Here is a 22,241-nt window from a genome sequence, read left to right on the forward strand (position 1 = left end):
CGCGCCCACCCGCAATATCTATACCCACGCACCCCTTGAGTTAAATATGGGGGCGGGGCGGGGGGGGCCCCCCGGGGGGCCCCCCCCGGGGGGCCCCCCCCGGGGGGGGGGGCGGCCCCCCCGGGGGCCGGCCCCCGCCGCCGTCGTGTTCCGCGGCCGTCGTGCCCCAGGGCCTCGGGGCCTCAGCCGCCTCAGTAGCCCCAGGTGCCTCAGCGCTCGTTGACCGCCCCCGCCAGCCGCGTCGACAGGTCCGCCACGTACGTGCGGAGCGACTCCGGCCCGTGGATCGTGAAGGGCGCGTCGACCAGGGCGAGCCGGACGGCCAGCCACTCGGTCGAGTCGGTCGTACGGGTGCGCAGGCGGCAGGTCGTCTCCCCGGTCGCCGCCGGGGCCAGGTGGGACGGGAGGCGGCCGGTGACGAAGTCGGCCGGGGCCTCGAAGCTGACGTCCAGGTCCAGCTCGGGCTGGGCCCGGGCCATCGACCGGGCCATGTAGGCGGCGGCGTCCTCCGCCGGGAGCTCGCGCGGGGTGAAGCGGGCGCCCGTCGGGAACGGCTCGCTGACCCGGTCGACCCGGAAGGTGCGCCAGTCCTCGCGCCCCAGGTCGTACGCGACGAGGTACCAGCGCCGCCCGGTCGACACCAGCCGGTACGGCTCCACGAGCCGCTTCGTCTCGGTGCCGTCGCCCGCGCGGTAGCCGAAGCGCAGGCGTTCCTGGCCGGTGACCGCGCCCGCGAGCGCCGTGAGGGTGGAGGGGGCGACCGTCGCGCCGTCCCCGCGGGTCAGCGGGATCGTCGCGTTCTGGAGGGTGGAGACCCGGTGCCGCAGCCGGGACGGCAGCACCTGCTCCAGCTTGGCCAGGGCCCGTACGGAGGCCTCCTCGACGCCCTCGATGGCGTGGCCGGCCCCGGCCCGCAGGCCGACCGCGATGGCCACCGCCTCCTCGTCGTCGAGGAGCAGCGGCGGCATCGCCGTACCGGCGACCAGGCGGTAGCCGCCGACCGCGCCCTTGCTGGCCTCGACGGGGTAGCCGAGGTCCCGCAGCCGGTCGATGTCCCGTCGGATCGTGCGCGCGGAGACCGCGAGCCGCTCGGCGAGCTCGCTGCCGGGCCACTCGCGCGGGGTCTGGAGGAGCGACAGCAGATTCAGGAGTCGTGCCGGAGTGTCCGTCATGTGTTCCAGGATGTGGCGTATCTAGGACATGGGCTGACCTATATGGCTCTTATCTTTCTCATATGAGTGCACACGACGCCGTCACGGAAGCGGCTCCCACCGACAAAAGGCGCTGGATCGCCCTCGCCATCGTCATGACCGCCGCCTTCATGGACCTGGTCGACGCCACGATCGTGAACATCGCGATCCCCAGCATCGAGCGGGACCTCGGCGCCTCCTTCGGCGCGATCCAGTGGATCACCGCCGGCTACGCGCTCGCCTTCGCGGCGGGCCTGATCACCGGCGGCCGGCTCGGCGACATCTACGGCCGCAAGCGCCTCTTCCTGGTCGGCACCGCGGGCTTCACGATCGCCTCGGCCCTGTGCGGGATCGCCGCCAACCAGGAGATGCTGGTCGGCTCGCGCCTGCTCCAGGGCGCCGCGGCGGCCATGATGGTGCCGCAGGTCCTCTCGATCGTGCACGTCACCTTCCCGGCGCACGAGCGCGGCAAGGTCTTCGGCATGTTCGGCGCCATCATCGGCCTGGGCGCGGTCTCCGGCCCGCTGCTCGGCGCGCTGCTCACGCAGTGGAACATCGCGGGCCTGGAATGGCGCCCGATCTTCCTCATCAACCTGCCGGTCGGCGTCGCCGCCCTCATCCTGGGCCGCCGCTTCATCACCGAGTCGAAGGCCCCGAAGGCGCTCCGTCTCGACATCGTGGGCATGATCCTGGTGACGGCCGCGCTGCTCATGCTCATCTACCCGCTGACCCGCGGCCGTGAGCTGGACTGGCCGCTGTGGGGCCACCTGATGATGGCCGGCAGCCTCGTCGTCTTCGCCGCCCTCGTCGCGTACGAGAAGTACAAGGCGAAGAAGGACGGCTCGCCGCTCGTCGAGCTGTCGCTGTTCAAGGTGAAGAGCTTCGCGGCGGGCATCGCGGTGCAGCTCACCTTCGGTGTCGTGATGGGCATCTTCTTCCTGGTCTGGACGCTCTACATGCAGATCGGCCTCGGCTGGACCCCGCTCCACGCGGGTCTGACCGGTGTGCCGTTCTCGATCGCGGTCTCCATGGCGGCGGGCCTCTCGGTGCAGAAGCTGGTGCCGCGCTTCGGCCGCAAGGTGCTCCAGGCGGGCGCCCTGACCATGGCCGCCGGCATCCTGCTCTACCTCTTCGAGGCGGGCCGGTACGGCAGCGGGATCCACTCCTGGCAGATGATCCCGCCGCTGGTCGTGATGGGCCTCGGCATGGGCCTGATCGTCGCCCCGCTGACGGACGCCGTCCTCTCGGAGGTGCCGCGCGAGCACGCCGGTTCGGCCTCGGGCCTCATCAACACGACCGGCCAGATGGGCAACGCGCTGGGCCTCGGCCTGGTGTCGGTGGTGTTCTTCGGGACGATCGACGACGAGCGTCTGGCCCGCTTCCCGGCGGAGACGGGCGCGGCGTTCACCGACGCGTTCCAGAACTCGCTGGGCTGGGCGGCGGCGGTGCTGGGCGTCATCTTCCTGGTCATGTTCGCGCTGCCGGCCAAGCCGAAGCAGCACCTGGAGGGCGGGGACGACGGCGAGGGCGGCGAGGAGCCGACCGCCCGGGCCGAGGTCACGGTGGAGAAGGAGACCGCGCTCGTCTCCTGACGGCGCTCGTTCCCTGAGCGCGCTCGTCGCCTGACCGCGCGTGTCACACGATGTGGCCGGCGGGGGTACAAGGCCCCGGCCCGGGATTCCCGGGCCGGGGCCTTCGGCATGCGTCGGGGCGGCCCTTCGGCCCGGATCTTCGCGCGATGCCCGTTCACGCCCGTATCGATGCCCGATTCCGTTTACTTCCCCGAAATCCGAGCGTAGCCTGACGCTGAAACCACAGGTTCGGGCATGGAACGGACGTAAACCCACATGTACGCACCGGAGCGCCAGCAGGCGATCCTCAGCCTCGCCCGCGAGAGGGGCCGGGTCGACGTGCTCTCCCTCGCCGAGGAGTTCCACGTCACCGCCGAGACCGTACGGCGTGACCTCACGGCACTCGACCGCGCCGGGCTCGTCCGCCGCGTGCACGGCGGCGCCATCCCCGCCGGGCGGCTCGACTTCGAGCCCGACCTGGCCGAGCGCGAGTCCACCGCCGCAGACGAGAAGGAGCGGATCGTCCGCGCCGCCCTCGCCGAACTCCCCGAACAGGGCAGCGTGGTCCTCGACGCGGGCAGCACGCTCGCCCGCCTCGCCGCGGCGTTCCCCCTGGACCGGGACCTGACCGTCGTCACCCACGCCCTGCCCGTCGCCGCCCGGCTCGCCGACCACCCGGGCATCGACCTGCACCTCGTCGGGGGCCGCGTCCGGCACCGCACCCGCGCCGCCGTCGACGCCTGGGCGCTGCGCGCCTACGGCGAGATCCGCGCCGACGTCGCCTTCCTCGGCGCCAACGGCTTCTCGCCCGCGCACGGACTCACCACCCCCGACCTCGCCGAGGCCGCCGTCAAACGCGCCGTCATCGCCGCCGCCCGCCGGGTCGTGCTGCTCGCCGACTCCGCCAAGCACGGCCAGGAGCACTTCGCCCGCTTCGGCGACCTGACCGACATCGACCTGCTCATCACCGACAGCGGCCTCGCCGCCGAGGACGCCGCCGCGATCGAGGCGGCCGGAACGGAGGTCGTCCGCGCATGATCCTCACCGTCACCCCCAACCCCTCCCTCGACCGGACCTACGAGGTCCCCGCCCTGGAGCGCGGCGAGGTGCTGCGCGCCTCCGCGGAACGCGTCGACCCCGGCGGCAAGGGCGTCAACGTCTCCCGCGCGGTCGCCGCAGCCGGGCACCGCACCGTCGCCGTCGTCCCGCTCGGCGGGGCGCCCGGGGCACTCGTCGCCCGACTGCTCGCCGGGCAGGGCATCGAGGTCGCCCCCGTGCCGGTCGCCGGACAGACCCGCTCCAACATCGCGATCGCCGAACCCGACGGCACGCTCACGAAGGTCAACGCGCCCGGCCCGGAACTGACGCCCGAGGAGTCCGAGACCGTCCTCGCCACGGTCTCCGCGCACGCCCCCGCCGCCGACTGGATCGCCTGCTGCGGCAGCCTCCCGCGCGGCCTCGCCCCCGAGTGGTACGCCGAGCTGGTCACCCGCGTCCACGGCGCCGGAGCCCGCATCGCCCTCGACACCTCGGGCCCCTCCCTGCTCGCGGCCCTCGCCGCCCGCCCCGACGTCGTCAAGCCGAACGCCGACGAGCTCGCCGAGGCCGTCGGACGCCCCCTCGCCACCGTCGGCGACGCGGTCAAGGCAGCCGAGGAACTGCGCGAACGCGGCGCGGGCGCGGTCCTCGCCAGCCTCGGCGCCGACGGCCAACTGCTCGTCACGGCCGACGGCGTCCACTACGGCCGGGCACCCGTCCCCGTGGTCCGCTCCAACGTCGGCGCGGGCGACGCGTCGCTCGCCGGCTTCCTCGCCGCGGGCGGCACGGGCCCCGAAGCCCTGGCCGCGGCCGTCGCCCACGGGGCGGCGGCCGTCCAACTCCCCGGCAGCGAGATGCCGACCCCGGCGGACCTGGATCCCGGCCGGGTGAGGGTCACCTCGGACATACCCCTGGACTTCGTCCTCAGCGAGCAAGGGAGCCCGCGATGAGCAGCATGATCGCCGCGGACCTGGTCGATCTCGACCTGTCCGCCGCAACCAAGGAGGCGGCGGCCCGTTCGCTCGCCGAGCGGATGGTCGCGCGGGGCCGGGTGACCGACCTCGACGGCTTCCTTGCGGACGTCGCCACCCGCGAGGCCCAGATGCCGACCGGGCTCGACGGCGGCATCGGCATCCCGCACTGCCGCAGCGCCCACGTCACCGAGCCGACCCTGGCCTTCGGCCGCTCGGCCGCCGGCATCGACTTCGGCGCCCCCGACGGCCCCGCGGACCTGGTCTTCCTGATCGCCGCCCCGGCCGGCGCGGACGACGCCCACCTGACGATCCTCTCCGCCCTGGCCCGCCACCTGATGGACCCGGAGTTCACGGGGGCCCTGCGCGCGGCGACCTCTCCGGCGGAGGCGGCGGCACTGATCGCGGGCGAGGAGCAGGCGGAGGGGCCGGAGGCTGCGGCGGGCCCGACGGCTGCCGAAGAGGGCGAGGCGCCCTTCCGTATCGTCGCCGTCACCTCCTGCCCCACCGGCATCGCCCACACCTACATGGCCGCCGAGGCCCTGGAGAAGGCGGGCCAGGCGGCCGGAGTCGAGCTGGTGGTCGAGACGCAGGGCTCGGCGGGCTTCACCCGCCTCGACCCGGCGACCCTGGCCGCCGCCGACGGCGTGATCTTCGCGCACGACGTCCCCGTACGGGACAAGGAACGGTTCGCCGGAAAGCCGACGGTCGACGTCGGCGTCAAGGCCGGCGTCAACCGCCCCGCCGAACTCATCGCCGAGGTCCGCGACAAGGCCGCCCGCGGCGAGCTCACCGCGCCGGGCTCGCCCGCCGACGCCGGCAGGCCCACCCCCGTGGAGAACGCGGGCGAACCGGACGAGGGGTACGGCACCAAGCTCCGCAAGTGGCTCATGTCCGGCGTCAGTTACATGGTGCCGTTCGTCGCCGCCGGCGGCCTCCTCATCGCCCTCGGCTTCGCGCTCGGCGGCTGGGACATCAACAAGGCCCCCTCCGTCGCCGAGCACTTCGCCTGGGGGCAGGTCGACAGCTGGGCCGCCCTGATGTTCCAGATCGGCGGACTGGCCTTCGGCTTCCTCGTACCGGTCCTCGCCGGATACATCGCGTACGGCATGGCCGACCGCCCCGGTCTCGTCCCCGGCTTCGTCGGCGGCGCGATCGCCCTCACCATCAACGCGGGCTTCCTCGGCGGCCTCGTCGCCGGTCTGGTGGCCGGTGGCACGGTCCTCGCCATCCAGAAGGTGCGGATACCCGCCGCGCTCAGAGGCATCATGCCGGTCGTCGTGATCCCGCTGCTGTCGTCGATCGTCGTCGGCTTCCTGATGTTCCTCGTCATCGGCAAGCCGATCGCGAGCCTCCAGAACGCGCTCACCGACTGGCTGTCCGGCCTCTCCGGCGCCAACGCGGTCATCCTCGGCGTCATCCTCGGCCTGATGATGTGCTTCGACCTCGGCGGTCCCGTCAACAAGGTCGCGTACGCGTTCGCCGTCGGCGGTCTCGCCACCCCCAACGAGGGCTCGCTCAAGGTCATGGCCGCCGTGATGGCCGCCGGCATGGTGCCGCCGCTCGCGATGGCGCTGGCCACGACCGTGCGCGGCCGGCTCTTCACCAAGACCGAGCGGGAGAACGGCAAGGCGGCGTGGGTGCTCGGCGCGTCGTTCATCTCCGAGGGCGCGATCCCGTTCGCCGCGGCCGACCCGCTGCGGGTCATCCCGGCGGCGATGGCGGGCGGCGCGGTCACCGGCGCCCTGTCGATGGCCTTCGAGTGCACCCTGCGGGCCCCGCACGGCGGCGTGTTCGTGATCCCGCTGATCGGCAACCCGCTGCTGTACCTGCTCGCGATCGTGGCCGGCACGGTGGTGAGCGCCTCGCTCGTCATCCTCCTCAAGAGCGCACGGAAGCCCGTACCGCCGGCCGTCGCGGAGACCACGACCGAGGTGAAGGTGCCCGTCGCGGCCTGACCGGTCCGACGTGAGGGGGAGAGGCGTCCTGGTGCCGACGGCGCTCGCCCTCCTGGTCCGCACCCATTGAGCACGGCGGGTGCGGACCAGGAGCAGGCGTGGGGTCAGCGCACCCGGGAGCGGTGCTCCATCGCCTCGCGGGCCGCGCGCTCGCCCTCGTACACCTCGCACATGTGGCGCCCGTCGGGGGTCGCCGTGTGCTCGACCTCCCAGAGGCTGACCTCGCTGCCGTCGAGGAGCAGGAACTGGTGCTCGTAGAGGGTGAAGCCGGCGTCCCGGCCGCCCTCCACGGCGCACTGGCGCCCGAAGGCCTGCGTGATGTGGTGCGCGAACGCGAGCCGGAGCCGCCGGGCGGTCGGCTCGCCGGGCCGGTCGGCGTTCTCCGCGCGCCGGAGCACCCGGCGGGCGTGGTCCGCGGAGTTGTCCGGCACGTACATCCTGGGCTGGGCGGGTATGGGGCGCGCGAGGAGCGCGCTCAGCACCTCCAGGTCGTCGTCCTCGTCGGCCGCCGCGTCGTCCGCGCGCTCCACGCTCCAGCCGAGCGAGGGGCCGGCCGGCAGGCGCGAGGCGGCGAGCCGGGCCTCGGACTCCTCCACGTACAGCTCGTGCTGCTCGGCGCCGTCGCGGCCGGAGTTGTGCACCAGCTCCCAGAGGCTGAGCGCGGTGCCGTCGGCGAGCAGGTAGGTGTGGCGGTAGGTGGTGCGGTGCAGTGAGGCGCTGTGGTGCGAGGAGTGCAGCGTGCTGGAGTGGGCGAGCGCGGACGCCAGGCGCTCGACCGTCGAGTCGGGCAGGTCGAAGGAGTTGAGCGCCCGGCCGAGGAGCCGCTCAACCTGGGTGTCGGTCGTCTCGTACGGATCGTGCGAAAGATCCTGCGGATCGTGCGGATCGTTCAAGGGGGTCTCCAGGCCGTCGCCGCATGTCACTTGATGCTTGCTAAACGTAGTCCCTGGGTCTGACATCGTGTCCGGCGTTCGGGAAAACGAACGGGGGCGCATACGGAGTTCCCACGCCCCCGGACGAGTTCGTCAACTCCCTTTGGTATACCGGGAGTCGCCTCAAGGGGCTAGTCGTCGTACATGTCGCCGTAGAGCTCACGGTACGAGGGGTGGTCGCCGCCCGGTCCCGTCACACCCGCCTCCGGAGCGAGAACCGCCTGGACAATGGCCCGGGTGACCGTGTCGGCGCCCGCCGCGAGGATCTCGTTGAGAGCGAGCGGACCGGCCTCGGAGGACAGCTCGCGCTCCCCGGTCGCGAGGGCGAAGACCGTGTCGCCGTCGTTGAGAAGATGCACCGGACGGACGGCGCGCGCGATGCCGTCGTGCGCCGTCCCCGCCAGCTTCTGCGCCTGCGCGCGGCTCAGCGCCGCGTCCGTGGCCACCACCGCGAGCGTCGTGTTCATCGGCGGCGCCGTCCGCTTCGCCCCGGCCTCGGCCAGCCGCCGCCGCGCCGCCTCGTGCACGGCCGGGTCGGGACGCTCGGGCCACCCGCCGGCGAAGTACCGCCCGTACGGCACGCCCGTCTCCGGGTCGATCGCCGAGCCGACCGCGTTCACGACCACGAGCACCCCGACCGTGATCCCCGAGGGCAGCACGGTGCTCGCCGTCCCCACCCCGCCCTTGAGCCCGCCGACCACGGCCCCCGTGCCCGCGCCCACCGTGCCCGTCGCCACCGGCGCGTACGGCCCGGTCGAGGCCGCGTCCTCCACCGCCGCCCGGCCGGTCGACGCGTCGGGGCGGGCCGCGAAGTCGCCGCCCCTGCCGAGGTCGAAGAGGCAGGCGGCGGGGACCACCGGCACCACGTGCGCCGGGTCGGGCCCGACCCGCACCCCGCGCCGCCGCTCCTCCAGCCAGGCCATCACCCCGCCCGCCGCGTCGAGCCCGTAGGCGCTGCCGCCCGTCAGGACGACGGCGTCGATCCGCTGGACCAGGTTCCGGGGGTCCAGCGCGTCCGTCTCCCGCGTGCCAGGACCCCCGCCGCGCACGTCCACGGCGGCCACGGCCCCGCCCTCCGGGGCGAGGACGACGGTGGTCCCGGAGAGCGCCCCGGCCCCCGGGACCCGCGCGTGGCCGACCCGCAGGCCGCCCACGTCGGTGAGTGCGTCGTGCCGATGCAGTGTCATGTCCCCTGCGTACCACGCGGGTCAGCGCTTGGGCCCCAGGTACGTGCCGCCGGAGGCGTCGATCACGGTGCCGGTGATCCAGCGGCCGTCCGCGGAGGCGAGGAACGCGACCGGGTCGGCGATGTCCTCGGGCTGCCCGACCCACGGCAGCGCCTGCCCGCCGATCAGCATCTCCTCCAGCTGCGGAACGGCGGCCATCGCGGCGGTCAGACCGGCGGTCTGCGTCGGCCCCGGGGAGACCGTGTTGACGGTGATCCGACGAGCCCCGACGACGTTGGCGAGGGTGCGGGTGAACGTCTCCATCGCGCCCTTGGTCATCGCGTACGCCAGCTCGTCGGAGAGCGAGACACGGGTGACGGCGGACCCGATGTTGACGATCGCACCCCCGTCGCGCAGCACCGGCAGAAGCTGCTGCACCAGGAAGAAAGGAGCCCGCACGTTGACCGCGAAGACCCGGTCGAACCCTTCGGGCGTCTCGTCCTGGAGGTGCCCGCCGGACGTCGTCACGGCCGCGTTGTTGACGAGCACGTCGAGCCCGCCGTCCCCGACATGCGCGACGAACCCGGCCCGCACCCCCTCGGCCAGCGCCCGCACCCCCTCGAACGCCCCGAGCTCGGCCCCGACCGCGAACGCCCGCCCACCCTCCCCGGCGATCAACTCGACCGTCTCCTGCGCGGCGGCCCCGTCGGCCCCGTAGTGCACGGCCACCACCATCCCGTCCCGCGCGAGCCGCCGCGCGATGGCCCGCCCGATCCCCCGGGACGCCCCGGTGACGAGAGCGGTACGAGGAAGTCCGATGGGCTCGGTGTGCGTGCTGCTCCGCATGATGGCGGCCTCTCCTTGGAGGGTGAGTGCCGGGCGATCGCCTCGACAGGAAGGAGAGTGGCGGGGGGCGCTGACCGGTCGCGCACGGATCGCTGACGGGGGGCTGACGGGGCTGAGGGGGGCACGGGGATGAGGGGGGGGCTGACGGGGTGCGCGGGACGGCCGGCGCGCAGGCGGCGGGGGCCGCCCGGTGGGGTCGGGCTGGCCCGTGTGGGCCGTGGGAGCCCGCCTGGCCGGCGCGCCCAGGTCGGGCAGGCAGCGGGAGCCGTGACTGGACGGGGTCGGGCGGGTCGACGCCGGCCGATCAGAGGGCGGCAGCCCGGCCCGCGGGCCGGGGCAGGCACACGCGCGCCGGTCATGCGGGCTGCGGTAGCCCCGCCCGGCGGGCCGTTTCCGTCGCGCGGGCGCGGTCGGCGGCCGCCGCGGCCGGATCGCCGCCGGCCTCGTAGCGGGCGGCGCGGCGGAGCAGCAGGTCGACGACGTCCTCGGCGACCCCCAGCGACTCGAAGAGCGCCAGCGCCTCGGCGAGGAGGGGCAGCGGCTCGTCGGCGAGCGCGGCGAGCCCCTCCAGCGCGGTGGCCGTACCCCACCGCTCCCCGAGCGCCCGGAACCCCTCCAGCGCCTCCGTCAGGCACCTGCGGGCCGTCTCCGACTCGCCCCGGACGAGCGCCAGATGCCCCTGCCCGACCTGGTCCAGGGCGCGCGACCAGGCGTCGTCGGGGACCGGGAGCCGGGCCTCGGGCCCGACGGACGTGGCCCACAGGAAAGCCGTGAACGGCTGCCGCAGCGGCTCGTCGCGCCGGGTGAGGAGCCCACGGGCACGCTCGATGCGCCGCTCGTCCCCGGTGCGGGAGGTGAGGACGCAGAGGGCGTATTCCTCGCCGAGTTCGTGGCCGAGTTCGAGTTCGAGTTCTGGTCCGTGGCCGTGGCCGTGGCCGAGTCCGAGTCCGAGTCCGTGGCCGGGGTCGTCGCCGTCGTCGTCCCCGCCCACCCCCACCCCCGCTTCGACCCGCTCCAGCAGCTCCGCCGCCAGACCGGACACCTGGCCGCGCAGGCCGCGCAGCCACCAGTACGGGGTCAGCGCGGCCACCAGGCGGAGGCCGTCCGCCGGGGTCGCGCGGCGCAGGGCCGCGCGCAGGTCGGCGTCCTCCGCGTCGAGGCGGGCCAGCCAGTCGAGTTGGGCGGCGCCGCGCAGTTCGGGGTCGGCGGTCCGGGCGAGTCGCAGGTAGTACGCGGTGTGGGCGGCGGGCGCGGGGTCGTCGGCGGGCAGCCGGTCCGCCGCGTAGGCGCGGATCGTCTCCAGCATGCGGTGGCGGCCACCGTCGGGGGCCCGCTCCACCAGGGACTTCTCGGTCAGCGAGGCCAGCAGGTCCTCGGCGTCCGCCGGCTCGACCCCGCCCACCCGGGCCGCGGCCTCGGCGGTCGCCCCGCCCCGGAAGACCGCGAGGCGCGCGGCGAACGTGCGTTCCTCCTCGGTGAGGAGGGACCAGCTCCACTCCACCACCGCGGCGAGCGTCCGGTGCCGTTCCGGTGCCGTCCGGTCGCCCCGCGAGAGCAGCCGGAACCGGTCGCCGAGCCGGTCCGCCAGCTCGTCCACCGTCAGCGTGCGCAGCCGCGCCGCCGCCAGTTCGACGGCCAGTGGCAGTCCGTCGAGCGCGGCGCACACCTCCGCGACACGCGGATGCCCCGTGAACCCCGGCCGGGCCGCCGCGCCGCGCCGTAGGAACAGCTCCTCGGCCGCGAGGGGCGCGAGCGCGCCCAGCGGCAGCAGGGACTCGCCCGTGATGCCCAGCGCCTCCCGGCTGGTGGCGAGCACCCGCAGCCGCGGGCAGGCCGCCAGCAATTCCCGTACGAGCGGTGCCGTCTCGTCGACGACGTGCTCGCAGTTGTCGACGACGAGGAGCGCCGGCCGCTCCGCGAGGGCCTGGGCGAGCCGGTCCGGCGCGGCCGTGTCCCGTACGCCCAGGGCCCGGGCGAAGGCCCCCGCGGCCTCGCCCCGGCCGACCGCCCCCAGGTCGACGAAGACCGCCTCGCCCCCGGCCCGGCCCGCCGCCTCCAGGGCGAGCCGCGTCTTGCCCGCGCCGCCCGGACCGACCAGCGTCACGAGCCGGACGCCGGACCCGGCCGCCAGCAGAGCGCCCAGCCCCTCCCGCTCGGACTCGCGGCCCATGAACTCCGTGAGCGGCGCGGGCAGCCGCGCGGGGCGAGGGGGTTCGAACCCGGGCTCGCGTACGGATGCGCGTGCGGGCTCCCGTACGGGCTCTTGCTCTGGCTCTCGTCCGGGTTCCCGAACGGGTCCTCGCGCAGGCTCTCGTACGGGTCCTCGCGCAGGCTCTGGTCCGGGCTGCCGCACGGGTCCTCGCCCGGGCTCCCGTACGGTCAAGCCCGCCGCCGCCTCCCCGCGCAGCACCGCCAGGTGCGCCGCCGACAGTTCGGCCGACGGATCCGCCCCCAACTCCTCGGCGAGCGCCCCGCGCACCTCCTCGTACGCGGCGAGCGCCTCCGCCTGCCGCCCCGCGCCGGCGAGCGCCCGTATCTGGAGGGCGCGCAGCCGTTCGCGGAGGGGATGGGCGGCGGCTGCCTCGGCCAGTTCCCGTACGAGCGGGGCGGGATCCTCGGCGGAGGCGAGCCGCGCCTCCGCGCACCCTTCCAGGGCGTCGAGCCGCAGCGCTTCGAGCCGGGCCGCCTGCCCTTCGGCGTACGGGTAGTCCCGTACGTCCGCGAGGGCGGGCCCCTGCCACAGCGCGAGCGCCTCGCGCAGCAGCCGTGCCGCCCGTACGGGATCCCCGGCGGCCCCGGCCAGCGCGCCCTCGTGGGCGAGCCGTTCGAAGCGGAGGACGTCCACGTCCTCGGGGCCGGCGCCGGTCAGCCGGTACCCGGCGGGGGAGTGCTCCACGGACACGCCCTCCGGCAGGACCCGGCGCAGCCGCGAGACCTGCGACTGGAGGGCGTTCGCGGCGCCGGCCGGGGGCTCGGCCCCGTACACGCCGTCGACGAGCCGCCCGGTGGTGACGGTCCGGCCCGCGTCGAGCAGGAGCAGCGCGAGCAGCGCGCGGACGCGGGGGCCGCCGGGGGCGGGGGCGCCGGAGACGGTGAACGGGCCGAGCAGCCGGAAGATCATGCGAGGCATTGTGGCTCAGGCGGCGTCGCGGGTGGCCGGGTTGGTCGCGGTCAGGGTCACGCCCACCGCGACCGTGGCCGCGGCGACCAGCCCGGCCGCGAGGACCGCCCAGTGCCCGGCGAACGTGCAGAGGAGGACGGCGAGCGCGGAGCCCGGGAGGACGGCCTGCTGGGCGAGGCCGACCTTGAAGTAGCGGGCGTGCAGGAGCCATACGCAGAGGAGGAAGAGGGCGGTGGGGATGGTGACGGCGGAGGAGGCGGCGAGGGTGGAGATGTGCGCCTCGCCGACGGCCTGCTCGACGGCGATCTCCAGGCCGGCGCCGATCGCGGCTGCGGAGGTGAAGATCAGGAAGTGCCCGTAGCCCCACAGGAAGCCCTGCCGGTTGGAGGCGAGCCGGTCGTGGGCGGGGACGACGAAGTAGACCCACCAGGCGGCGAAGACGATGAGGAGCCCGCCGGCGGCGATCGGCAGCAGCTCGCGCAGGGCGTCGTTCTCGGTGATGCCCGACTTCACGGCGACCGTCGCGGCGGCGATGGACTCACCGAGCACGATGATCGTGAACAGGCCGTAGCGTTCGGCGATGTGGTGCGGGTGCCACTGCGTCGTGACGTCCTTCTCCGCGAACACCGGGACCGCCATCTCGGCCAGCGCCATCACCAGGAACACCCAGGGCCGCAGGTCCTCGGGGACCAGCAGCAGCGCGGCCCACCCGACCTGGCAGGCGACGACCCCGCCCGCGTACCGCCGGCACATCGTCCGCTCGGCCGGGTCGGTGGCGTGGTGGGCGGCGCGCAGCCACTGGGAGGAGAGCGCGAGCCGCATGACGACGTAGCCGATGTAGACGACGAGGAAGTCGTGGTCCTCGAAGGCGCGGGAGACCCCGGCGGCGAGGATGAGGACGCCGGCGATCTGGACGAGGGTGACGACGCGGTAGAGGGCGTCGTCGTTGTCGTAGGCGGAGGCGAACCAGGTGAAGTTCATCCACGCCCACCAGATGGCCCAGAAGACCATCGTGTAGTTGATGATCCCGGTTCCGGCGTGCCCCTCGGCGACGGCATGCACGAGTTCGGCACCGGCTTGGGCGACGGCGACGACGAAACACAGATCGAAGAAGAGTTCCAGGGGCGTGGCGGCGCGGTGCGTCTCCTCACGGGAACGGGCGGTGAGCGGCAGGAAGAGTTGTGTCATGCCCCAAAGGACAGCAGATGAGGGGCGGGGGAGCGTGATTCGGGGGTGCGGGGGGAGGGACGTGTCCGGGGGGACGTGCCCGGTGTCAGGTGGGGGCCCGCGCTGCGGGCCCGGTGCTCCAGCGGGCTTTGAGGGGGCGCCTATCGCCGGGCGCCCACCACGACGGCCCGGCCCGAGGGCGGCCGCCTGCGGCCCGCCACGTCCCCCTCCGCCGCCTCCCCGCCCGCGTGCGTCCCGTACCGCTTCGCCACCGCCCCCGCGACCCGCGGGTGGTCGGCCAGCGGCGCCGAGACCGCCCACACGTCGGGGAGGGCCGCGAGGGCCTGGGTGAAGCGGCCGGGGGCCAGCAGGTGCGCGGCGACCGCGATCCGGCGGAAGCCACGGGCGTGGAGCGCGTCGACGGCCTCCGCGACCGGCGGGGCGGCCGGGCCGGTCGCCGAGCAGTACGCGGCGGTCACCGGGACGGGAAGCAGGTGCTCCAGGCGGTCGAGGGCCGCCAGGGTGCCGTCGTTGCCGCCCGGCCGGGACGAACCGGCACCGGCGACGACGACCGCGTCGGCCGGCCCGCCGGCCGCCCGCTCGGCGGCGCGCAGGCGGTCGTACAGGGCGAGGCCGACGCCCGGCGCGCCGCTCAGGCCCCGGGTGACGGTGCAGTCGAAGTGCTGGGCGACGGAGGGGATGTCGACGGTGCGGTGGTAGCCGTCGCCGAGCAGCAGCGGGACGACGACGGCGCCCGGCCGGTCGGCCAGCACGTATGGAAGCGACGGCTTCTGGTGGTCGAGGTGCGCGACGGCGACGGGCGCACCGGTGAGCCGCCCGACGGCGCCGGCGAGCCGGGCGACGGCCTCCCCGGCCTCGGGCACGGCGCTGCCGTGCACGGCGAGTACGAGATCCCGCATGACTGCCTCCACGTTCGCGCCGCATCAGGGGGCGGGCCAGAGAGGTCCCACGACTCAAAGAGGTCCGAAGGGTCCGTCCGGGGCCGCGCCGCCGGTGTCGTTCGGCGTCGCGGCCCCCTCACCGCTCACGCTATGCCCGCGCCCCCGCCACCCGGCCCCGCCGCAGGTCCCGTCCGATAGGGCCGCAAGTCCCGGCGCCTCGGGTCCTTTTCGGGGCGGGCCGGGCGGTCGGACCGCCCTACCGTCGAAGGCGACGGAGCTCGGGAACCCCCGCTGCCCCACCTGCACCTCCCACCTCACGGAGACCGCCATGGCTGCCGCCCCCGCCGGCCCCGCCCAGCAGACCCGGAACCTCGTGCTGATCGGATACGGCATGGTCGGGCACCGGCTCCTGGAGGCCCTGGCGGAGCGGGGCGCGCTCGCCGGTCCCGACGGCGGGCCCGGCTGGCGGGCGGTCGTGCTGGGGGAGGAGGACGTCCCCGCGTACGACCGCGTGCACCTGTCCTCGGTGTTCACCGGCACGGAGTCCGGGGAGCTCGCCCTGCCGGCCCTCGACGAGGACCTCGTCGACCTGCGTCTGGGCGACCCGGCCGAGCACGTCGACACCGGCGCCCGCACGGTCACCACGACGTCCGGCGCCGTCGTGCCGTACGACGTGCTGGTCATGGCCACCGGCTCGTACCCGTTCGTGCCGCCGATCCCCGGCGCGGACGCGGCCGGCTGCTTCACGTACCGCACCCTGTACGACGTCGACGCCCTCACGGCGTACGCCGGCGCGGGGGACGGCATCCGCAGCGGTGTCGTCGTCGGCGGCGGGCTGCTCGGCCTGGAGGCGGCGGGCGCGCTGCGCACGTTCGGGGCGGCCACGCACGTGGTCGAGTTCGCGTCCCGGCTGATGCCGCTGCAGGTCGACGACGGCGGCGCGGCGGCGCTGCGCGCCACGATCGAGTCGATGGGCGTGGCCGTGCACACGGGTGTCGGCGCCGCCGAGGTCGACGTCGACGCCGACGGCCGGGTGCGGTCCCTGAAGCTGTCCGACGGTACGCGGATCCCCGCCGACCTGGTGGTCTTCTCGGCGGGCGTACGGCCCAGGGACCGGCTCGCGCGTGAGGCGGGGCTCGCGGTCGGCGACCGCGGGGGAGTGGTGGTCGACGAGCACTGCCGGACCAGCGACCCGTACGTGTACGCGGTCGGCGAGTGCGCCCAGACCTGCGACGGCCGGGTCTACGGCCTGGTCGCGCCCGGCTACCAGATGGCGGAGGTGGTCGCGGACCGGCTGGCGGGGCCGGGCGGTTCGGTGTTCACGGGCGCCGACACGTCGACCAAGCTGAAGCTGCTCGGGGCGGACGTGGCGTCGTTCGGCGACCCGTTCTCGGACGTGCCACGGGCCACCGAGATCGTGTTCTCGGATGGCCGCGAGGGCGTCTACAAGAAGCTGCTGCTGGGCCCGGACGGGCAGCTGCTCGGCGGCATCCTCGTGGGTGACGCGGAGGCGTACGGCTCGCTGCGCCCGCACGCGGGACGGCGGCTTCCGGCGCCGCCCGAGGCGTTCCTCCTCCCGTCCTCGGACGGCGCGGGGCTGCCGGGCGCCGAGGCGCTCGCGGACGACGCCGTCGTCTGCTCGTGCCACAACGTCACCAAGGGCGCGGTACGGGAGGCGATCGCCGAACACGGCCTCACCGACGTCGGCGGCGTCAAGCGCTGCACCAAGGCGGGCACGGGCTGCGGCGGCTGCCTGAACACCCTCCAGGCGGTCCTGGACGCGGCCGGGGTGGAGAAGCGGCGCGGGCTGTGCGAGCACTTCCCGGAGCTGGGCCGCGCCGAGATCTACGACCTCATCCGCACGGAACACATCCGCTCCTTCACCGAGTTGATGGAGCGGTACGGGACGGTTGACGCGGGAGCGGGATCCGACGCGGTCGCGGGTGCGGGTGCGGGCGCTGGCGCTGGCTCCGCCTCGGTCTCCGGCTCCGGCTCGGTCTCCGGCTCCGGCTCCGGCTCCGCCCCGGGCTCCACCCCCGGCGCGGGCCACCGCTCCGTCTCCGGCTGTACGGTCTGCAAGCCCGTCGTCGCCAACGTCCTCGGCACCCTCGCCCCCGAACTCGGACTGCGGCACGTCCTGGAGGGCGAGCAGGCCGCGCTCCAGGACTCCAACGACCTGTTCCTCGCCAACCTCCAGAAGGACGGCACCTATTCGGTCGTGCCGCGCGTCCCGGGCGGCGAGATCACCGCCGAGCAGCTCATCGTCCTCGGCGAGGTGGCCCGCGACCACGGCCTCTACAGCAAGATCACGGGCGGCCAGCGCATCGACCTGTTCGGCGCGCGGAAGGACGAGCTCCCCGCGATCTGGCGCAGGCTGATCGCCGCGGGCTTCGAGTCGGGGCAGGCGTACGGGAAGTCGCTTCGGACGGTGAAGTCCTGCGTCGGCTCGAAGTTCTGCCGCTTCGGACAGGGCGACTCGGTGCAGCTCGCGATCGACCTGGAGCTGCGCTACCGGGGACTGCGCGCCCCGCACAAGATCAAGGGCGGGGTGTCGGGCTGTCTGCGGGAGTGCGCGGAGGCCCGCGGCAAGGACATCGGGGTGATCGCCACCGCCGGCGGCTGGAACCTGTACGTCTGCGGCAACGGCGGCACCACCCCGCGCCATGCCGACCCGCTGGCCTCCGACCTGTCGGCGGCGGAGCTGTTCGCGCTGATCGACCGCTTCCTCATGTACTACATCCGTACGGGCGAGCGCCTGGAGCGCACCTCGGCCTGGCTGGAGCGCCTCGGCGGGACCGGCGGCGGCATCGAGCACCTGCGCGAGGTCGTCGTGGCGGACTCGCTGGGCATCTGCGCCGAGCTGGAGGCGCAGATGGACCGGCACGTGGCCGCGTACCGGGACGAGTGGCAGGCGGTCCTGGAGGACCCGGCGGCCCTGGAGCGCTTCGCGCCGCACGTGGCCGGGGTGGAGTTCCTGGAGCCCGGCCGGGGGCGGGCCGCGGTGCTCGCCGACGGGACGGAGGCGGCGCTGTTCAAGGACGCCGCGGGCGAGGTGTACGCGGTGGGCAACCGGGACCCGTTCTCGGGCGCCGACGTGATGGCGAACGGGATCATGGGCACCCGGGGCGGCGTGCCGGTGGTGGCCTCGCCGATGCACAAGCAGGAGTTCGACCTGAGGACCGGCGTCTGCCTGGACGACCCGTCGGTGTCGCTGCCCCTGCTGGCGGTCCCGGAGGTGCCGGCCGCCTCCTAGGCGCCGGTGCGTAGGGCCCGGGACGGACGGGACCTAGGCCGTCGGCTCCGCCGACCATCGACTCTCACGCGACCCTGATGCGGCGGCGCAGCCTGGAAGGGCAAGAAACTCTCGAAAGGTCAGGGAAGCGCCATGAGTTCCGTAGCCCAGGACAGCAGAACGAAGAGCGGCCCGTCACCCGCCTCCTACGACACGGAGCAGTACCGTCCCGGCAGGCCGATCACGGACTGGGAGCCGGAGAACGAGCTGTTCTGGAAGTCCGTCGGCAAGAAGGTCGCCCACCGCAACCTGTGGATCGCGGTACCGGCCCTGCTCGTGGCCTTCGTCGTCTGGCAGGTGTGGTCGGTCACCGCGACCAACCTGAAGGACGTCGGCTTCTCGTTCTCCACGTCCCAGCTGTTCTGGCTGACGGCCATCCCCGGTCTGACCGGCGGCACGGCCCGGATCTTCTACACCTTCCTCGGCCCGATGATCGGCCAGCGACGCTTCACCGCCCTGTCGACGGTGGTGCTGATCGTGCCGCTGATCTGGCTCGGCATCGCGATCCAGGACCCGTCGACCTCGTACGGCGTGATGGTCGCCATCGCCGCGCTCTGCGGCATCGGCGGCGCCAACTTCGCCTCCTCGCTGGCCAACATCGGCTTCTTCTTCCCCAAGGCGAAGAAGGGCAGCGCGACCGGCATCAACGGCGGCCTGGGCAACCTGGGCGTCTCGGTGGTCCAGTTGCTGACGCCGATCGTCATCACCTGGTCGACGATCGCCATCGGCTCCGCCCAGCACAAGGCGGACGGCACCCCGGTCTACCTGCAGAACGCGGCCTTCCTCTGGGTGCCCGTGCTGCTCGTGCTCGCGACCGTCGCCTGGTTCGGGCAGAACGACCTGAAGGTGGCCTCCACCCCCTTCAACCGACAGAAGATCATCTTCAAGCGCAAGCACAACTGGCTGATGACCTGGCTGTACGTCGGCACCTTCGGCTCCTTCATCGGCTTCGCCGCGGCGCTCCCGATGCTGATCAAGACCACCTTCCCGGACTACTCGGTCGCCACCTACGCCTGGATGGGCCCGGCGGTCGGCGCCCTCGCCCGGTGGGCGGGCGGCTGGATCGCGGACAAGTGGGGCGGCGCGCGCGTCACGATCCTGTCCTTCGTGGGCATGGCGATCTCCATCATCGGCGTGATCAACTTCCTGCCCTCGGGCAGTGACGGCGGTTCCTTCTACGGCTTCTTCTTCTGCTTCCTGGCGGCGTTCCTCTTCTCCGGGATCGGCAACGGATCGACCTTCCGCCAGATCCCGGTGATCTTCCGCGGCACCCACCTGAAGGGCCTGTCGGAAGGCACCCCGGAATACACCCGGGCCCTCAAGCAGGCGGAAATGGAGTCCGGCGCGGTCACCGGCTTCACCTCGGCCATCGCGGCCTACGGCTTCTTCTTCATCCCGGCCCTCTTCGGCTCGGTGGCCGTGACCAGCGCGATGTGGGGCTTCGTCGCCTTCTACGCGAGCTGCACCGTCGTGACCTGGTGGTTCTACGCCCGCAAGGGCGCCGAGGCCCCCAGCTGACCGATCCCGACCGACCGACCCCGGCCGACCCGACCGACCCCGGCCGACCCGACCGACCCCGGCCGACCCGACCGACCCCGGCCGACCTCAGCTGACTGTCCCCGGCCGATCGGCCCCTCCCGGCCGGCCGGAAAAGGCCCCGCCCAGGCGGGGCCTTTTCCCGTGCCAGGAACGGGACCTACGGCCGTCGACTGGTGACCATTGCCGCCCCCTTTGATCGATCAAACGGAGTGGAATGGAAGCAAGCAAAGCGGCTAAGTCGAACGATCGAGAAGGCGGTGCGGGCAGTGACTGCAACTCCTGCTGAGGCGACGGTGAACGAGGGAGCCTGGAAGGGCTTCAAGGGCGGCCTCTGGCGCGACGCCATCGACGTCCGTGACTTCATCCAGCAGAACTACACGCCGTACGAGGGCGACGACTCCTTCCTCGCCGGCCCCACCGAGCGGACCACCGCCGTGTGGAAGGCCATCACGGACAAGTTCCCCGAGGAGCGGGCCAAGGGCGTCTACGACGTCTCGTACGACATCCCCTCCACCATCACCGCCCACGCCCCCGGCTACATCGACCGCGACAAGGACCTGATCGTCGGCCTCCAGACGGACGCGCCGCTCAAGCGCGCGATCATGCCGTACGGCGGCTGGCGGATGGTCGCCGGCGCCCTGGAGACCTACGGCTACCCGGTCTCCCCGGAGCTGGAGAAGGTCTTCACCGAGTACCGCAAGACCCACAACGCCGGTGTCTTCGACGCCTACACCCCCGAGATCCGCGCCGCCCGCAAGGCCGGCATCGTCACCGGACTCCCCGACGCCTACGGCCGCGGCCGCATCATCGGCGACTACCGCCGCGTGGCCCTCTACGGCGTCGACCGCCTCATCGCGGTGAAGAAGGAGGAGAAGGAGGAGCTCAACTCCCTCCCCGCCGGCAACCGTTCGCTGGAGGAGACCATCCGGCTGCGCGAGGAGCTCTCCGAGCAGATGCGCGCCCTCGGCGAGCTGAAGGCGATGGCCGCCTCCTACGGCTACGACATCTCCGGCCCCGCCACCACCGGCCGCGAGGCCATCCAGTGGCTGTACTTCGCCTACCTCGCCGCCGTGAAGGAGCAGAACGGCGCCGCGATGTCGCTGGGCCGCACCTCCACGTTCGTCGACGTCTACCTCCAGCGCGACCTCGAAGCCGGCCGCCTCACCGAGGAGCAGGCCCAGGAACTGGTCGACGACTTCATCATCAAGCTGCGCATCGTCCGCTTCCTGCGCACTCCCGAGTACGACGAGCTGTTCTCGGGCGACCCGACCTGGGTCACCGAGTCCATCGCCGGCATGGGCGAGGACGGGCGTCCGCTGGTCAGCAAGACCTCCTTCCGCTACCTCCAGACCCTCTACAACCTCGGCCCGGCCCCCGAGCCGAACATGACCGTCTTCTGGTCGCCGCAGCTCCCCCAGGGCTTCAAGGAGTTCTGCGCCAGGGTCTCCATCGACACCTCCTCCGTGCAGTACGAGTCGGACGAGCTGATGCGGCCGCGCTTCGGCGACGACACCGCCATCGCCTGCTGCGTCTCGGCGATGCCCGTCGGCAAGCAGATGCAGTTCTTCGGCGCCCGCGTGAACCTCGCCAAGACCCTCCTGTACGCGGTCAACGGCGGCCGCGACGAGAAGTCCGGCGCCCAGGTCGGCCCCGACACCGGCGCCATCACCGCGGACGTGCTCGACTACGACGAGCTCCTGCGCAAGTTCGACGAGCAGATGGAGTGGCTGGCGAACGTCTACGTCCACGCCCTGAACGTCATCCACTACATGCACGACAGGTACGCCTACGAGCGCATCGAGATGGCGCTCCACGACCGCGACGTGCGCCGCACCATGGCCTGCGGCATCGCAGGCCTCTCGGTGGCCGCCGACTCGCTGGCCGCCGTCAAGTACGCCAAGGTCACCCCGGTGCGCGACGAGACGGGCCTGGCCACCGACTACACGATCGAGGGCGACTTCCCGGCGTACGGCAACAACGACGAGCGCGTCGACGAGATCGCCGTGTGGCTGGTCGAGGAGTTCATGAGGAAGGTGCGCAAGCACCCGACCTACCGCAACGCCGAACACACCCAGTCCGTCCTGACGATCACCTCCAACGTCGTCTACGGCAAGAAGACCGGCAACACCCCCGACGGGCGCCGCGCCGGCGAGCCGTTCTCCCCGGGCGCCAACCCGATGAACGGCCGCGACACCCACGGCTACGTGGCCTCCGCGCTGTCGGTCGCGAAGCTGCCGTACGAGGACGCCGAGGACGGCATCTCGCTGACCAACACCGTCACCCCCGACGGCCTGGGCCGCACCCCCGAGGAGCGGATCAAGAACCTCGCCGGTGTCCTCGACGGCTACATGGCCAGCGACGGCTTCCACATGAACGTCAACGTCCTCAACCGGGACGTCCTGATGGACGCGATGGAGCACCCGGAGAACTACCCGCAGCTGACCATCCGGGTCTCCGGATACGCGGTGAACTTCGTCCGCCTCACCCGCGAGCAGCAGCTCGACGTCCTGAACCGCACCTTCCACGGGTCCCTGTGACCCCCGGGCCG

General features: G+C 73.5%; 14 protein-coding genes. 7 read left to right on the forward strand and 7 right to left on the reverse strand.

The features are described 5' to 3' along the window. Positions 1-209 precede the first annotated feature (209 nt). Positions 210-1,172: a helix-turn-helix transcriptional regulator gene (locus ACZ3ZE_RS32920; protein ID WP_442304894.1), complete on the reverse strand. Its 963-nt coding sequence runs from the start codon at positions 1,170-1,172 to the stop codon at positions 210-212. 62 nt (positions 1,173-1,234) lie between these two features. Between ACZ3ZE_RS32920 and ACZ3ZE_RS32925 the strand changes: the two genes are divergently transcribed. The 4 genes from ACZ3ZE_RS32925 (at position 1,235) to ACZ3ZE_RS32940 (ending at position 6,728) form a co-directional block, all read left to right on the forward strand. After that, positions 1,235-2,782: an MFS transporter gene (locus ACZ3ZE_RS32925; RefSeq protein WP_361171624.1), complete on the forward strand. Its 1,548-nt coding sequence runs from the start codon at positions 1,235-1,237 to the stop codon at positions 2,780-2,782. 255 nt (positions 2,783-3,037) lie between these two features. Next, complete coding sequence (locus ACZ3ZE_RS32930) at positions 3,038-3,799, forward strand: DeoR/GlpR family DNA-binding transcription regulator (protein ID WP_361171627.1); 762 nt, start codon at positions 3,038-3,040, stop codon at positions 3,797-3,799. Further along, positions 3,796-4,749 carry a 1-phosphofructokinase gene (pfkB, locus tag ACZ3ZE_RS32935; RefSeq protein WP_361624776.1) on the forward strand — a complete coding sequence of 318 codons (954 nt, stop codon included), beginning with the start codon at positions 3,796-3,798 and terminating at the stop codon, positions 4,747-4,749. Before ACZ3ZE_RS32930 ends, pfkB begins: the two co-directional genes overlap by 4 nt. After that, positions 4,746-6,728, forward strand: coding sequence for a PTS fructose transporter subunit IIABC (locus tag ACZ3ZE_RS32940; RefSeq protein ID WP_467261700.1), 1,983 nt, complete (start codon positions 4,746-4,748; stop codon positions 6,726-6,728). The genes pfkB and ACZ3ZE_RS32940 overlap by 4 nt, the downstream gene beginning before the upstream one ends. Positions 6,729-6,832: 104 nt before the next feature. Here ACZ3ZE_RS32940 and ACZ3ZE_RS32945 read toward each other — a convergent pair whose 3' ends face one another. From ACZ3ZE_RS32945 to ACZ3ZE_RS32970, 6 genes are all read right to left on the reverse strand, one after another. Next, a complete protein-coding gene (locus ACZ3ZE_RS32945; RefSeq protein ID WP_467261702.1) occupies positions 6,833-7,621 on the reverse strand; it encodes a DUF6227 family protein in 789 nt (262 codons plus the stop codon). A 170-nt stretch (positions 7,622-7,791) separates the two neighbouring features. Further along, positions 7,792-8,847, reverse strand: a complete 1,056-nt coding sequence (locus ACZ3ZE_RS32950) for a P1 family peptidase (protein ID WP_361624785.1) — start codon at positions 8,845-8,847, stop codon at positions 7,792-7,794. Positions 8,848-8,868: 21 nt separating this feature from the next. Then, complete coding sequence (locus tag ACZ3ZE_RS32955) at positions 8,869-9,672, reverse strand: SDR family oxidoreductase (protein ID WP_467261704.1); 804 nt, start codon at positions 9,670-9,672, stop codon at positions 8,869-8,871. 355 nt (positions 9,673-10,027) lie between these two features. Then, entirely contained in the window at positions 10,028-12,793 is a 2,766-nt protein-coding gene (locus ACZ3ZE_RS32960; protein ID WP_467261706.1) for an AfsR/SARP family transcriptional regulator, read from the reverse strand. Positions 12,794-12,808: 15 nt separating this feature from the next. Continuing rightward, positions 12,809-13,981: a low temperature requirement protein A gene (locus ACZ3ZE_RS32965; protein WP_361172117.1), complete on the reverse strand. Its 1,173-nt coding sequence runs from the start codon at positions 13,979-13,981 to the stop codon at positions 12,809-12,811. Positions 13,982-14,121: 140 nt separating this feature from the next. Next, a complete protein-coding gene (locus ACZ3ZE_RS32970) occupies positions 14,122-14,880 on the reverse strand; it encodes a sirohydrochlorin chelatase (protein WP_467261708.1) in 759 nt (252 codons plus the stop codon). A 310-nt stretch (positions 14,881-15,190) separates the two neighbouring features. Here ACZ3ZE_RS32970 and ACZ3ZE_RS32975 point away from each other — a divergent pair, with 310 nt between their 5' ends. The 3 genes from ACZ3ZE_RS32975 to pflB all read left to right on the forward strand — a co-directional run bounded on the left by ACZ3ZE_RS32975 (position 15,191) and on the right by pflB (position 22,230). Continuing rightward, positions 15,191-18,115, forward strand: a complete 2,925-nt coding sequence (locus ACZ3ZE_RS32975) for an FAD-dependent oxidoreductase (protein ID WP_467261710.1) — start codon at positions 15,191-15,193, stop codon at positions 18,113-18,115. 132 nt (positions 18,116-18,247) lie between these two features. Next, entirely contained in the window at positions 18,248-19,672 is a 1,425-nt protein-coding gene (locus tag ACZ3ZE_RS32980; RefSeq protein WP_442304900.1) for an MFS transporter, read from the forward strand. Positions 19,673-19,950: 278 nt separating this feature from the next. Then, entirely contained in the window at positions 19,951-22,230 is a 2,280-nt protein-coding gene (gene pflB / locus ACZ3ZE_RS32985; protein ID WP_361171651.1) for a formate C-acetyltransferase, read from the forward strand. Positions 22,231-22,241: the final 11 nt, after the last annotated feature.

It is taken from the genome of Streptomyces sp. NPDC023157 (genome assembly GCF_055560575.1).

What these genes read in the sequence shown, in the direction of transcription:
- ACZ3ZE_RS32930 (WP_361171627.1), top strand. Translation starts at nt 3,038, where the DNA reads ATGTACGCACCGGAGCGCCAGCAGGCGATCCTCAGCCTCGCCCGCGAG.
- ACZ3ZE_RS32970 (WP_467261708.1), bottom strand. Translation starts at nt 14,880, where the DNA reads ATGCGGGATCTCGTACTCGCCGTGCACGGCAGCGCCGTGCCCGAGGCC.
- ACZ3ZE_RS32920 (WP_442304894.1), bottom strand. Translation starts at nt 1,172, where the DNA reads ATGACGGACACTCCGGCACGACTCCTGAATCTGCTGTCGCTCCTCCAG.
- ACZ3ZE_RS32975 (WP_467261710.1), top strand. Translation starts at nt 15,191, where the DNA reads ATGGCTGCCGCCCCCGCCGGCCCCGCCCAGCAGACCCGGAACCTCGTG.
- ACZ3ZE_RS32955 (WP_467261704.1), bottom strand. Translation starts at nt 9,672, where the DNA reads ATGCGGAGCAGCACGCACACCGAGCCCATCGGACTTCCTCGTACCGCT.
- ACZ3ZE_RS32960 (WP_467261706.1), bottom strand. Translation starts at nt 12,793, where the DNA reads ATGATCTTCCGGCTGCTCGGCCCGTTCACCGTCTCCGGCGCCCCCGCC.
- ACZ3ZE_RS32980 (WP_442304900.1), top strand. Translation starts at nt 18,248, where the DNA reads ATGAGTTCCGTAGCCCAGGACAGCAGAACGAAGAGCGGCCCGTCACCC.
- ACZ3ZE_RS32925 (WP_361171624.1), top strand. Translation starts at nt 1,235, where the DNA reads ATGAGTGCACACGACGCCGTCACGGAAGCGGCTCCCACCGACAAAAGG.
- ACZ3ZE_RS32965 (WP_361172117.1), bottom strand. Translation starts at nt 13,981, where the DNA reads ATGACACAACTCTTCCTGCCGCTCACCGCCCGTTCCCGTGAGGAGACG.
- pfkB (WP_361624776.1), top strand. Translation starts at nt 3,796, where the DNA reads ATGATCCTCACCGTCACCCCCAACCCCTCCCTCGACCGGACCTACGAG.
- ACZ3ZE_RS32940 (WP_467261700.1), top strand. Translation starts at nt 4,746, where the DNA reads ATGAGCAGCATGATCGCCGCGGACCTGGTCGATCTCGACCTGTCCGCC.
- ACZ3ZE_RS32950 (WP_361624785.1), bottom strand. Translation starts at nt 8,847, where the DNA reads ATGACACTGCATCGGCACGACGCACTCACCGACGTGGGCGGCCTGCGG.